This window comes from Cellulomonas sp. H30R-01 (genome assembly GCF_010119915.1).
Classification (GTDB): Bacteria; Actinomycetota; Actinomycetes; order Actinomycetales; family Cellulomonadaceae; genus Cellulomonas; species Cellulomonas algicola.
The window spans coordinates 4444564-4457504 of record NZ_CP048210.1; the positions used below are offsets into that span (position 1 = coordinate 4444564).

The following is a 12941-nucleotide window of genomic DNA, read 5'->3' on the forward strand; positions in this document are numbered from 1 at the left end:
GCCCGTCCGGGCGTGCTCGGCGCGCCCCGGCGTCAGCCGACCGGCGCGCGCAGCGGCCAGTCCTCGTCGAGCACGGACTGCACGGCGAGGCCGCGGACCCGGTCGACGAGCACGGGTGCGAGGAGGTTGGCGGTGGGCGGCTCGCCGGCCGCGCCGGGGTGCACGACCACGAGCACGACGACGTCGGCGGGGTCGGTGTCGTCGCCGAGGACGCCCGGGCGGATCCGCGGGTGGTAGTCCGGGAAGTACAGCGTCGGGCTGACGACGAAGAGGCGGACCTCGCGCTCGTCGTCGTCGACGGACCGCAGCGCGAACAGCACGCCGGTGTCGTCGAGCGCGTCGAGCACGTAGGAGGTGCGTCCGGGCAGGCCCGGCAGGGCTGTGACGAGCCGCAGCTCGCCAGGCACGTCGAGGACGTGGCCGCCGACGGCGACCCGGACGGTGGCGGGGGCGATGTTCATCGGAGGAAGTCCATGAGGCTCGGCTGGAGGACCTTGCCGGCGGCGCCGAGCGCCCCCTTGTAGGCCACCTCCTGCATCTGGATGTCGAGGATCGTCTGCGCGAGGTCGATGTCCTCGATCCCGGACAGCTGCGTCTTGGTGGTGAGCTGGTTGCTCACGATCGAGGTCTGCGCGGAGCCGACCTGGTTCTGCCGGGCGCCGACGGACGACAGCTCGGTGAGCATGGCGTCCATGCGGTCGTCGATGGCGTTGAGGTGGGTCGTGGAGTCGCCGCCGCTGCGCAGCGTCGCGGCGACCTGGTCGAGGAGCGCGAACACGGACGTCGTGCCCTCGCCGAAGACCGCGGACCCGTCGGCGTCGACGCGGACCGTGGTGGCGTCGCCGACGCGGCGGTCGACGGACGCGCCCGCGGTGCCGGTCCAGCTGTAGTCGGCCTGGAACGCGCGCCCGGCGTCCGAGGTGCCGGCGAAGACGGAGCGTCCCGCGTACGACGCGTTGGCCTGGTCCATGAGCGCGTCCCGGACGCCCTCGATCTCCGCGGCCAGGGCCTCGCGCGACGTCGGGCCGAGCCCGCCGTTGCCGCCCTGGATGGTGAGGTCGCGGGCGCGCCGCATGGCGGTCATGGACGACTGCAGCGCCGCGTCGACCGTCGTGAGCCACGAGTCGCCGTCGGTCGCGTTGCGCGCGTACTGCGTGAGCGCGCGCTGCTCGCCGCGCAGGCGCAGCACGTCGGAGGCGCCGGCCGGGTCGTCGGACGGCACGGTGATCTTCTTGCCGCTCGAGAGCTTCGCCTGCAGGTCCGCCATGGACGTGAGGTTGCCCTGCAGGTTGGACAGCGTCTGGCGCTGCACGGTCAGGTGCGTCACCCGGGGGATCATCGCGTCACCTTCCGACGAGGCCGGTCTTGTTGATGAGCACGTCGAGCATCTGGTCGACGGCGGTGAGGACGCGCGCGGCGCCCTCGTAGGCCCGCTGGAAGGCGAGCATGTTCACGGTCTCCTCGTCGGTGTCCACGCTGGTCGCCGCGAGCTGCTGCTGCTCGGCGGTCGCACGGGCGGACTCGGCGACCTTGGCCCGCGAGCTCGCGCTCGAGGCGCGGACGCCGAGGTCGACGACGGTCGACGACCAGTGGGCGTCAGGGCCGGTCGTGCTGGTCTTGAGCGCGGCGATCGCGTCGCCCACGGTGCCGTCGAGGGGGCCCTTGGTGGGGTCGGCGACGGCGACGTCCGCGGCGGACGTGAGCGCGACGGTGAGGCCGAGCGCGGCGGGCCGGCCGGCCTGGAACGTCCAGAAGTCGCCGGTGGTGCGGCCGTCGGCGGTGACCGCGCCGCCGTGCAGCGCGTTCACCTGGTCCGCGATCGTGGTCGCGAGCGCGTCGTAGCGGGCGGCGGCCTCGGTGAGCATGCCGCCGGTGCCCGTCGCGTCGGGCGGCGCGAGCACGGAGAGCAGCCCGGCGACACGGCCGCCGTCGAGACCCGCGCTCTGCGTGGGGCGCTCGGCCCAGACGACGGTGACGGCCTGACCGGCGGTGGCCTGCGCGAACGACGCGGCGCCGGTGACGGCGAGCTCGTGCACACGCTTGCCGGACACGAGCGCGTTGCCGCCGACGAGGACGTCGACCTGCCCGTTCTCGCGGGTCGTGGCGCTCGCGCCGACGAGCGACGAGAGCTGCGTGACGAGCTGGTCGCGGCGGTCCATGAGCTCGTTGGCGGTGCCGCCCGCGTTGGTGATCTCGAGGATCCGGGCGTTGAGGTCGGCGACGCCGGCCGCGGTGGTGTTGACCTGCTCGACGAGCCCGGCGGCGGTCGTGCGGGCCTGCGTCCACTGCGTCTGGACGGAGGTGTAGAGGCTCGCGATGCGGTCGGCGACGGCCTTGGAGTCCTGCAGGACGACGGCGCGCGCGGCGTTCTTGTCGGGGGTGTTGGACAGGTCGGACCAGGCGCCCCACATCGTGGCGAGCTGGCTCGCGAGGCCGGTCTCGCCGGGCTCGCCGAGGCTCTTCTCGAGCACGCCGTACGCCTCGGCCCGCGCCGACAGGTACGACGCGCCCGCGGTCTGGGTGCGCAGGCGCAGGTCGAGGAACACGTCGCCGAGGCGCTCGACGCCGGTGACGCGCACGCCCTCGCCGGCGCCGTTGTTGACGGAGAACATCGACGGGACGTTGGCGGAGGGGAGGGCCGACAGCGACGCGCGCTGGCGCGTGTAGCCGACGGTGTTCGCGTTGGCGACGTTCTGCCCCGCGACGTCGAGGGCCTGCCGCTGCGCGATCAGGGAGCTCAGCGCGGTGCCGAGGCCGGAGAAGGTGCTCATGCGGGTGGGGGTCTCCTCAGAAGGTGCGGTCGACGAGGCGCGCGGCGGGTGCGGCCGCCGCGGTCGTGCCCGCGCCCGTGTACGTGTGGACGTCCTGCAGCGTCGCGAGCGTCTCCTGGGTCGCGCGGTGCGACAGCGCGAGGAGCTCGCGGTTGCCGTCGGACAGCTGGGCGATCTCGGCGGCGAGCGTCCCGAAGGCGTCGCGGTGCGCGCGCAGCAGGTCGTCCCAGGGGGCCGGTGCGGCGGAGGCGATCTCGGCGAGGCTCGCGTCGCCGGGGAGGCCGAGCGTGACGGCGGCGAGCTCGGCGGCGAGCGCGCGGCCGAGCTCGGCGGTGCGGATCTCGTCGAGCACCGTCTCGACCTCGCGGGTCGCGTGCCCGAGCCACCGCGAGCGCCCGCTCGTGAGGATCAGCTGCTCCTCCTCGAGCTTGAAGAGCAGGAGCTCGAGCAGGTTCCGCTGCTGCCACAGTGCGTCGGAGAGCCCGTTGAGGGGCATGGGGGTGTCCTCCAGGTCCTGCCCGCCGGGGTCCGTCGGGCGTCTGCTCCCTCCATCGGCACGGGTCGGGCGATTGTGACGAGTTCGCCGGAGATCGCGTGGTCCGAGGGTGGGAGCGCTGTCACACCATCGGGTCACCGGCGTGTCGTCGAAGCGGTTCCGGACTCACCCGTCCGGTGCGCCTGGAACAGTCCGAATGCTCCCGCAGGGCCATTCGGGTGTGATGCGCGTCACACCGATTGCCTGCGGAAACGCTCTCATGAATCGATTCCGGGTGTTCCCCCAGGACGAACCGGACCCCCCTCCATCTGGTCGCGTGTCCAGTCATGGGCGAACCCGAACCCATGACTCAAGGGTGCTGCCACCTGGGCCGAACGAGTGCAGGTGAGCAACAACACAGCGGCGACCGACGAGCTCGTCACGACGCACCTCCCCCTCGTCGGGTACGCGGTCAGCGAGATGCTGCACCGCGTCCCCCCGACCGTCTCGCGCGACGAGCTCGCGTCGGCCGGCAGCCTCGCCCTCGTGCTCGCCGCACAGGCGTACGACCCGGAGACCGGCGTGCCGTTCGCCCGCTACGCCTCCCTGCGCATCAAGGGCGCACTCGTCGACGAGCTGCGCTCGATGGACTGGGCGTCCCGCGGGGCCCGGCAGCGCGTCCGCGAGCTCGCCGCCACCACCGAGCGGCTCACGAGCGTCCTCAAGCGCAAGCCGACGCGCGAGGAGCTCGCCCACGCCATGGGCGTCGACCTCCGCGTCGTCGACGACGCGACCCGCGACGCCGAGCGCCGGGTCCTGTCCATGGACGCGACCGAGGGTGCCGTCGCCGACCTCGTCGTCGACCGCGAGCCCACGCCCGAGGAGAGCGTCCTCGCCGACGAGCGCCACCGCTGGCTGCGCGCCGCCGTCGTCACGCTGCCCGACCGCCTGCGCACCGTGATCGAGGGCCTGTTCCTCCAGGACCGCAGCGTCGCCGACCTCGCCGCCGAGCTCGGCGTCACGCAGTCCCGCATCAGCCAGCTGCGCACCGAGGCCCTCGGCCTGCTGCGCGACGGCATGAACGCGGGCCTCGACCCCGACCTCGTGCCCGCCCCCGAGCGCGCCGACGGCGTCGCCGAGCGCCGCCGCCAGTCCTACTTCGCCGCCGTCGCCGCACGCGCCGCGCTCGTCACGTCGATCCCGACCACCGACCGGCTGTCGGTCGTGCCGAGCCAGCGCGACGTCGTCGCCGCACCCGACGGCACGCCCGTCGCGGCGCGCCTGCGCGGCGCCTGATCCTCGGCGGCCGGCGCCGGCGGGGGGGACCGTCGAGAAATTCTTCGACGCAATCCCTCACCGACCGTCGGAACCCGCCGATCTGCAGGGTGTGCCCACGGATGGGCCGCTCCGGACCCGAATCAAGGAGGAAGAGAACCATGGGTCTCTCGATCAACCAGAACATCGCGGCGACGAACGCGTACCGCAACCTGTCCAACACGCAGAACGACCTCTCGAAGTCGCTCGAGAAGCTGTCCTCGGGCTTCCGCATCAACCGTGCGGCGGACGACGCGGCCGGTCTGGCGATCTCCGAGGGTCTGCGTTCGCAGGTCGGTGGCCTCAAGGTCGCCGCCCGCAACGCCCAGGACGGCATCTCGGTCGTGCAGACCGCTGAGGGCGCCCTGACCGAGGTCCACTCGATCCTGCAGCGCGTGCGTGACCTCGCGGTGCAGGCCGGTAACGACTCGAACAACGCCGAGGCGCGCAAGAACATCGACACGGAGGCCACGCAGCTGGTCGACGAGCTCGACCGCATCGCCGCGTCGACGAACTTCAACGGCACCAAGCTCCTCGACGGCTCCGCCGGCGGCGGCTCGGGCAAGCTGACCTTCCAGGTCGGCGCCGACGGCGACACCAACAGCCAGATCCAGGTCGACCTGTCGGGCGCCAACATCAAGACGATCGCCGCCGACCTCACCACGGGCTCGCTCGCGACCGGTGGCACGAAGTTCGACGTCGACAACACCGCGGTCGCCGCCGGCAACTACACGTTCTCGGTCGACAACGGCTCGGGCGTGACCAGCGACGTCGTCGTCGCGATCTCGGGCGCCCAGGCGACCGCGATCTCGAACGCGACCACGGGCAGCGTGCAGAAGTTCGCCGACGCCCTCGCGGCCGACACGAACTTCGCGGCGAACTTCTCCGTGAACGTCGTCAAGGACGCCAACGGTGCCGCGACCGGCATCGAGGTCAAGGCGCTCAACGGCGGGACCGTCGCCGCGGGCACCGACCCGGGCACCGGTGTCGACAACGGCGCCACGGTCGCCAACACGACGGCCGGCCTGGACTTCTCCTCGGCCACCGCCGCGCAGGCGTCCATCACGAAGATCGACGAGAAGATCTCCTCGGTCTCGACGGCTCGCGCCAACCTCGGTGCGCTGCAGAACCGGTTCGAGCACACGATCAAGAACATCAACGTCTCGGTCGAGAACCTGTCCGCGTCGGAGTCCCGCATCCGCGACACCGACATGGCGTCGGAGATGGTCTCCTTCACCCGCGCGCAGATCCTGTCGCAGGCCGGCACGGCGATGCTCGCGCAGGCCAACCAGATCCCCCAGGGCGTGCTGTCCCTCCTGCGGTGATCCACCCGGTGACCACCCCCCGACCGGGGACGGCCACCACCTAGAGCGCTCCGGTGGCGGGCGGCCCACCAGCCGCCCGCCACCGGCGCCTCACCCCCGCACCACCACCACGACGAGCGGAGCGACCGCGCATGGCGACGATGGGCATCGACGGCCTGGTCTCCGGGCTGCAGACGACCGACCTCATCAACCAGCTGATGCAGGTCGAGTCGGCCCCCCAGACGCTGCTGAAGTCGAAGCAGGCCGCCACGACGAACCTCGTCACGGCGCTGCAGTCGCTCAACACCAAGGTCTCGTCGCTCAAGGACGCCGCGACGAAGGCCGCCACCGCCTCGTCGTGGGACGTCACGAAGGCGAGCGCCTCCGCCGCGTCGGTCACCGCGACGACGAGCACCGGCAGCACGCCGACCGAGCTGACGTTCCGCATCGACGCGCTCGCGGCCAGCCAGGTCTCCCTCGTCGACCACGGCACCCTCCCCGCGGCGGGCGAGAAGCTCACGTTCAAGGCGCCCGACGGCACCCTCACCGAGGTCGTCGTCGGTGCCGACGCCGCGGCGACGGCCCGCGCGATCAGCGCGTCGAAGGCCGGCGTCAACGCGGTCGCCGTCACGGTGGGCGGCACCACGCGGCTTCAGCTCACCGCGGCCGAGTCCGGCGCGAAGCACGCGTTCGAGGTCTACGCGGGCACGAAGGACCAGGTCACCGCAGCCAGCGCGCCGAAGGTGCCGATCGTCGACACGCGCACCGCGAAGGACGCGGAGATCACGCTCTGGGCCGGGGTCGTCGGCGCCGAGCAGAAGGTCACCTCGTCGTCCAACACGTTCTCCGACGTGCTCGCCGGCACGTCGATCACGATCTCGAAGGTCGAGGCCGACCCGGTCAGCCTCACGGTGAGTCGCGACACGGCCGCGATCACGTCGCTGGCCTCGGGCCTCGTCGGTGCGCTCGGTGTCGTCTTCTCGGAGGTCGCGTCCCGCACGTCGACCACGACGACCACCGCGGCGGACGGCCGCACGGTCGTCAGCGGTGGCCTGTTCGCGGGGGACAGCGCCGTCCGCGGCCTCAAGCAGGCGCTCCAGACCGCCGCGTCCTACCCGGTCGACGGCACGTCGCCCTCCGAGGTCGGCATCACGATCGGCAAGGACGGCGCGTTCACGTTCGACGACGCCAAGTTCAAGGCGGCGCTGGCCGCCGACCCCGACAAGGTCCAGAAGGTCGTCTCGGGCCTGGCGCAGCGCGTCGCCGACGTCGCGGTCGAGGCCTCCGACAAGGTCGACGGCACGCTGACCCGCAAGATCACCGGCCAGCAGGACCTCGTCAAGACCCTCGGCACGCAGATCGACGCGTGGGACCGACGCCTCGAGGTGCGCCGCGAGAGCCTGCAGAAGACCTACTCGGCGCTCGAGGTCACGCTGTCCAACCTGCAGTCGCAGTCGAGCTGGCTCGCCGGCCAGCTCTCGTCGCTGTCCGCGTCGTCGAGCTCCTGACGCCCACCGGAAGGTCGCACCCCATGCCTGACATCCGCTCGCGGTACGTGGCCGACGCGGTCGCCACGGTCGGACCCGCGCGTCTGCTCACGATGCTCTACGACCGGATGCTGGTCGACGTCGACCGTGCGGCCGAGTCGTTCGAGGCCGGGGAGGTCGTCGCCGGTCGCGGTCACCTGCAGCACGCGCAGGAGATCGTCGCCGAGCTCATCGTCAGCCTCGACGAGGCCGCCTGGGACGGCGGCCCGCAGCTCATGTCGATCTACCGCTTCCTGCTCGGCGAGCTCATCCGCGCCGGTGCGCGCGGCGACGTCGAGATCACCCGGTCCTGCCGCGCGCTGATCGAGCCGCTCGCGGAGGCCTGGCACGAGGCTGCGCGCTCGCTCGCGCAGGTCCAGATCCCCACCCCGGCGGACGCGCCCGCGCTGGAGACCGCGACCGCGGTCGGCCTGCTCGGCGTCGGCTGACATGCTCGCCCCGGCGGCCGGCACGACCGGCACGCCCGCGACGGACTTCCACGCGGCGTGGGTCCGCGCGCTCGACGCGCTCGAGGTCGACGTCGCCGCGGCCGAGGAGCTGCTGCGGACCGCGCACCTCGCGCCCGTCGACGAGGTCGCGCGCGCCGCCGTGTGGCAGCCGCCGCGGGACCTCGGCACCCTGCCCGTCTCGCTGCGGGAGCGCGGCCAGGCGCTGCTCGACCGCCAGCTCGAGGTCGCCCGCCGTACCGCGGAGGCGCTCGTGCGCAGCCGCCGCCAGCTCGTCGCCGCCGACGCGCTGCGCCCGGTCCGCCCGGACCTCCCGGTGTACGTCGACGCCCAGGCGTGATGTCACCCGTTCGCCCGTCCTGAAACCTCTCATCGGCCCGGACGCCCGGCCGATGGGGGGAGTGAGCAAGGACTCGCTCACGCAACAGGCCACGGATCGGCCGCCCCACCCGTCCTCGGGAGAGGTGTACCTGTCATGGGTCTGTTCGACTCCGTGAGCTCCGTCGCGCTCAACAGCGCGCTCGACGGGCTCGCGCTGCGCCAGCGCGCCATCGCGGACAACGTCGCGAACATCCAGACTCCCGGCTTCCAGGCCCGTCGCGTCCGGTTCGAGGACGAGCTGACGCGCGCCGTCGCGCACGGCAGCGGCGCGGTCGAGGCCACCACGCACCGGTCGCTCGAGCCGACGCGCGAGGACGGCAACAACGTCAACCTCGACGCCGAGACCCTGCTCAACATCGACACCAACCTGCGCTACCAGCTCGCGACCCAGGCGGTCTCGGGCCAGTTCTCGTCCGTCCGCACCGCCATGAGGACCAGCTGATGACCATCTTCGGAGCGATCGGGATCGCCTCCACCGGCCTGACGGTCCACCGCAAGTGGCTCGACGCCGTGAGCGACAACCTCGCGAACCTCAACACCGTCCGCCCCACGTCGGAGGACGCGTTCCGCGCCAAGTACGTCGTCGCGGCGGAGAGCGCGGGGGAGAACCAGGGCGTGCAGGTGGCCGGCATCGTCGAGGGCAGCGCCGAGGGCCGGCTCGTGTACGAGCCGTCGAACCCGCTGGCCGACGAGGACGGCTACGTCCGGTACCCCGACATCGACATGTCGAGCCAGATGACCCAGCTGATCATGGCCCAGCGCGGCTACCAGGCGAACGCCACGGTCGTGGACCGGGCGCGCGAGACCTACCAGGCGGCCCTGCAGATCGGACGGCAGTGATGACCTTCGCCGTGACCCCCGTGACGGGGGTGCTCCCCACCGGTGCGCTCGACGCGACGCGCGCCGCGACCGCCGCCGACCCGGCCGCGGGCGCGCAGTTCGCGGGCGTGCTCGGTTCGATCGAGAACCTCCAGCAGCTCCAGTCGACGTCGAACGAGCTCGCGGTCCGTGCCGTCACGGGTGACCTCGACGACGTGCACGACTACACGATCGCGTCCGCGCAGGCGTCGACCGCGCTCGAGCTCACCGCCGCCGTGCGGAACAAGGCCGTCGAGGCGTTCACCGAGATCATGAGGATGCAGGCCTGATGCCCGCCCAGGTGCAGGCCGCCGTGGACCGTCTCACGGGGGCCGTCAAGCAGTTCTCGCTCGCGCAGCGCACGCTCGCGCTCATCGGCGTCGCCGTGCTCGTGCTGGGCGCGTTCGCGCTCTCGACGTGGATGTCGCGCCCGACGATGAGCCCGCTGTTCACAGGCCTGTCCGGTGCGGACGCGTCCGCGGTCGTCGACCAGCTCACCGCGGACGGCGTGCAGTACCAGCTCGCCGACGGCGGCTCGACGGTCCTCGTCCCGGACAAGTCGCTGTACGACCAGCGCATCAAGCTCGCCGCGGCCGGCCTGCCGACCAACGCGGACGGCGGCGGCTACTCGCTGCTCGACGAGATGCCGATGACGTCGAGCGAGTTCCAGCAGCAGACGACGTACCAGCGCGCGCTCGAGGGCGAGCTCGCCCGCACGATCGGCGCGATCGACGGCGTCGAGTCCGCCACGGTGAAGCTCGCGCTGCCCGAGGACTCGGTGTTCGTCTCGGAGAAGGCGGACCCGACGGCGTCGGTGTTCGTCCGCACCCGTCCCGGCACGTCGCTGTCGGTCGACCAGGTGCAGGCGATCGTCCACCTCGTGTCCGCCGGCATCGACGGCATGAAGCCGCTCGACGTGGCCGTCGTCGACTCGACGGGCGAGGTCCTGTCCGCGGTCGGCACCGGCACCACCGGTGGCGTCGGCGGCCAGCAGGCCAGCGACTACGAGGCGCGGGTCGCCGCGTCCGTCCAGGCGCTGCTCGACCGCGTCGTCGGCCCCGGCAGGTCCGCCGTGACGGTGACCGCCGAGGTCGACCAGAGCCAGACGGACCGGACGACGGAGGAGTTCGCGGCCACGCCCGACACCCCGCCGCTCGCGTCGTCGACCACGACCGAGACGTACGAGGGCGGTGCCGCCTCGGGCGCCGCCGGCGTGCTCGGCCCGGACAACATCCAGGTGCCGGGCGGCGACGGGACGAACGGCTCCGGCTCGTACGAGTCGACGACCGAGGACCGCACCAACGCGATCAACAAGACGACCGAGCGCGTCCAGCAGGGTCCCGGCGCGATCGAGCGGCAGTCCGTCGCCGTCGTCCTCGACGAGAAGGCCGCCGCGCCGATCGACCTCGCGGAGCTGCGCGACACCATCGCGGCCGCCGCGGGCATCGACGCCGAGCGCGGCGACACCGTCGCCGTCCAGGCGGTCCCGTTCGACACCACGCAGGCCGAGGCCGCCGGTGAGGCGCTCGCCGCGGCGGACGCCGCCGCCAAGGCCGCCGAGCAGCGCTCGCTCATCCAGCAGGCCGCGATCGGAGCCGTCGTCCTGGCGCTCCTGCTCGCGGTCGCGATCGCCATGACCCGCCGCTCGCGCCGGTCGCGCCGCACCGCGATCGACCTGGGCGAGCTCCAGCCGGTGCTCGACGACGACGCGCGCCTCGCGCTCGAGGGCCTCCCCGAGGACGCCCTGCCGGAGCTGCCCGCCGGGCCGCTGCCGACCGAGCCCGACCCCGTCGCCCGCAAGCGCGCCGAGATCACGGCCCTCGCCGACGAGCAGCCCGAGGAGGTCGCGGACCTCCTGCGCGGCTGGCTCGGCACCGCGACCCCGGCAGGTCGACGCTGATGGCCGCGCTCACCGGAACCCAGAAGGCCGCGATGCTGCTCCTGCAGCTCGGCCGCGACCGCGCCGCGCGCGTCATGGCGCAGCTCGACGTCAACGAGATCGAGGAGCTCACGGCCGAGATCCTGCGGCTCGAGCGGGTCGACCAGCGGCTCGCCGACGAGGTGCTCGAGGAGTTCCACGCGGTTTCTGTCGTCGGACCCGGCGTCGGCGGCGGCATGGGCCTCGCGCAGCACCTGCTGGTCGCGTCGCTCGGGGCCGAGCAGGCCGCCGACGTGCTCGAGCGGCTCCAGACGACCCTGCAGGGTCAGCCGTTCGAGTTCCTGCAGCACGCCGACGCGCGTCAGGTCGTCTCGCTGCTGTCCAGCGAGCACCCGCAGGCGATCGCGCTCGTGCTCGCGCACCTCAAGCCCGACCACGCGGGCATCATCCTCGCGGGCCTCGACCCCGAGCTGCAGGCGGACATCGCGCACCGCATCGCGCTCATGGAGCGCGCGTCGCCGGACGTCGTCCAGGTGATCGCGGAGACGCTGCAGCGCAAGGCGTCGAGCGTCCTGCAGGCCAACGACTTCGCCGCCGTCGGCGGTGTGCAGCCGCTCGTCGAGATCATCAACCGCGCCGACCCCGGCACGGAGAAGGTCATCCTCGAGGGCCTGGCCGCACGCGACGAGGAGCTCGCGGAGGAGGTCCGCAGCCGCATGTTCGTGTTCGCGGACATCACGCTGCTCGAGGACCGGGCGATGCAGCTCGTGCTGCGCCAGGTCGAGACCGCCCAGCTGTCCGTGGCGCTCAAGGGCGTCAGCGACGGGGTCCGCGAGACCGTCATGCGGAACCTGTCCGAGCGGGCGCGGGAGAACCTGCTGGAGGAGATCGAGCTGCTCGGCCCCGTGCGTCTCTCGCTCGTCGAGGACGCCCGTGCGGCGATCGTCCAGGTGATCCGTCGCCTGGAGGAGAGCGGCCAGATCGTCATCCGGCGCGACGCGGAGGACGAGCTCGTTGCCTGACCTCGGATTCGTGCCCACGCCGCGTCCCACGCCGGACGCCACGGCGACCCCCACGACGGACGTGCCGGCGGTGGCCCCCGTGTTCGCCGCCGCGCTGCCCGGCGGTGCCGTCGTCACGCCCGCCGTCCCCGTGCCGGCCGCGTTCGTCGCGACCGGTGCGACGGCGTCGACCGCCGCGCGCCCCGTGGGCGAGCCCGTCGTGTTCACGCCGTCGCCGCTCGCGGCGGCCTCGACCGCTGCTCCTGTGATCGACCGTGCCGCGTCCGAGGCCGCGCGGGCCGAGGGGTTCGCCGCGGGCTACGCCGCGGGGGCCCGTGAGGCCGCGCGCGTCGCCCAGGAGGAGTCGGTGCGGGTCCGTGCCGTCGCCGAGCAGCGTCGGGTCGCCGCGCAGGCCGCGCTCGACCACGCGCTCGACGCGCTCCAGGCCGCCGCGTCGGCCGCCGCCGCGCGCACCGTGCCCGTCGTCGCCGAGGTGGACCGTCGTCTGCACGCCGCGGCGCTCGACCTCGCCACCGCGGTCCTGGGCATCGAGCTCGCCGACCACGCGCAGGGTGCCCGTGCGGCGCTGACCCGCGTGCTCGCCCAGGTCGACCCCGCGGAGCCCGTGACCGTCCGGATGCACCCCGACGACCTCGCGGCGGTGGCCGCCGTGACGACCGCGACCGGTGGCACCGCCCCGACGCTGCCCGCGACCGTGACGCTCGTCGCGGACGCGGCGCTCGCAGCCGGTGACGCCGTCGCCGAGCTGCCCGACGGCTACCTCGACGCGCGCGTCACGACCGCGCTGGCCCGCGCCCGCGCCGCCCTGGAGCAGGCGTGACCGCGACCCTCGACGCGCCCGTGGCGCTCGTCGCCCCCGGCGCTCCCGTCGTGCCCGTCGCACCCGTCCGCGCGTCCGCCCCCGGTGCCCCCGGGTCCCCCGCGTGGGACCGCGCGCTCGCGGC

At 73.3% G+C, this 12941-nt stretch carries 15 protein-coding genes; 11 read left to right on the forward strand and 4 right to left on the reverse strand.

Annotated features, from left to right (window positions below; translation table 11 throughout):
- Nucleotides 1-32: 32 nt before the first annotated feature.
- From GXP71_RS19800 to flgN, 4 genes are read right to left on the reverse strand one after another with little or no spacing between them, the layout of a single operon-like run.
- On the reverse strand, nt 33-461 hold the full coding sequence (locus GXP71_RS19800; protein ID WP_162354082.1) for a flagellar assembly protein FliW: 429 nt from the start codon (nt 459-461) through the stop codon (nt 33-35).
- Nucleotides 458-1339, reverse strand: coding sequence for a flagellar hook-associated protein FlgL (gene flgL / locus GXP71_RS19805; RefSeq protein WP_162354083.1), 882 nt, complete (start codon nt 1337-1339; stop codon nt 458-460). The genes GXP71_RS19800 and flgL overlap by 4 nt, the downstream gene beginning before the upstream one ends.
- Before the next feature lie 4 nt (nt 1340-1343).
- Nucleotides 1344-2771 (reverse strand): flagellar hook-associated protein FlgK, encoded by a 1428-nt coding sequence (gene flgK / locus GXP71_RS19810; protein WP_162354084.1) that lies wholly within the window; start codon nt 2769-2771, stop codon nt 1344-1346.
- A gap of 16 nt (nt 2772-2787) precedes the next feature.
- Nucleotides 2788-3267 (reverse strand): flagellar export chaperone FlgN, encoded by a 480-nt coding sequence (gene flgN, locus GXP71_RS19815; RefSeq protein ID WP_162354085.1) that lies wholly within the window; start codon nt 3265-3267, stop codon nt 2788-2790.
- Nucleotides 3268-3651: 384 nt separating this feature from the next.
- On the opposite strand from flgN, the gene GXP71_RS19820 reads away from it, so the two are divergent.
- The 11 genes from GXP71_RS19820 (at nt 3652) to GXP71_RS19870 (ending at nt 12817) form a co-directional block, all read left to right on the forward strand.
- Nucleotides 3652-4542 carry a sigma-70 family RNA polymerase sigma factor gene (locus GXP71_RS19820; RefSeq protein ID WP_162354086.1) on the forward strand — a complete coding sequence of 297 codons (891 nt, stop codon included), beginning with the start codon at nt 3652-3654 and terminating at the stop codon, nt 4540-4542.
- Between the two features lie 140 nt (nt 4543-4682).
- Nucleotides 4683-5885 (forward strand): flagellin, encoded by a 1203-nt coding sequence (locus GXP71_RS19825; protein ID WP_124343048.1) that lies wholly within the window; start codon nt 4683-4685, stop codon nt 5883-5885.
- Between the two features lie 131 nt (nt 5886-6016).
- Nucleotides 6017-7372, forward strand: a complete 1356-nt coding sequence (fliD, locus tag GXP71_RS19830; protein ID WP_162354087.1) for a flagellar filament capping protein FliD — start codon at nt 6017-6019, stop codon at nt 7370-7372.
- 23 nt (nt 7373-7395) lie between these two features.
- Nucleotides 7396-7839 (forward strand): flagellar export chaperone FliS, encoded by a 444-nt coding sequence (gene fliS / locus GXP71_RS19835; RefSeq protein WP_124344294.1) that lies wholly within the window; start codon nt 7396-7398, stop codon nt 7837-7839.
- 1 nt (nt 7840) lies between these two features.
- The gene (locus GXP71_RS19840) at nt 7841-8197 is read left to right on the forward strand and encodes a hypothetical protein (protein ID WP_162354088.1); all 357 of its coding nucleotides are present in this window, start codon (nt 7841-7843) and stop codon (nt 8195-8197) included.
- A 135-nt stretch (nt 8198-8332) separates the two neighbouring features.
- On the forward strand, nt 8333-8680 hold the full coding sequence (locus tag GXP71_RS19845) for a flagellar basal body protein (protein ID WP_200829819.1): 348 nt from the start codon (nt 8333-8335) through the stop codon (nt 8678-8680).
- Nucleotides 8680-9078, forward strand: a complete 399-nt coding sequence (flgC, locus tag GXP71_RS19850; RefSeq protein ID WP_124344292.1) for a flagellar basal body rod protein FlgC — start codon at nt 8680-8682, stop codon at nt 9076-9078. Before GXP71_RS19845 ends, flgC begins: the two co-directional genes overlap by 1 nt.
- Nucleotides 9078-9386: a flagellar hook-basal body complex protein FliE gene (gene fliE, locus GXP71_RS19855; RefSeq protein WP_162354089.1), complete on the forward strand. Its 309-nt coding sequence runs from the start codon at nt 9078-9080 to the stop codon at nt 9384-9386. Before flgC ends, fliE begins: the two co-directional genes overlap by 1 nt.
- A complete protein-coding gene (fliF, locus tag GXP71_RS19860) occupies nt 9386-10996 on the forward strand; it encodes a flagellar basal-body MS-ring/collar protein FliF (protein WP_162354090.1) in 1611 nt (536 codons plus the stop codon). The genes fliE and fliF overlap by 1 nt, the downstream gene beginning before the upstream one ends.
- Complete coding sequence (gene fliG / locus GXP71_RS19865) at nt 10996-11997, forward strand: flagellar motor switch protein FliG (protein WP_202924295.1); 1002 nt, start codon at nt 10996-10998, stop codon at nt 11995-11997. The genes fliF and fliG overlap by 1 nt, the downstream gene beginning before the upstream one ends.
- A complete protein-coding gene (locus GXP71_RS19870) occupies nt 11990-12817 on the forward strand; it encodes a FliH/SctL family protein (protein WP_162354091.1) in 828 nt (275 codons plus the stop codon). The genes fliG and GXP71_RS19870 overlap by 8 nt, the downstream gene beginning before the upstream one ends.
- Nucleotides 12818-12941: the final 124 nt, after the last annotated feature.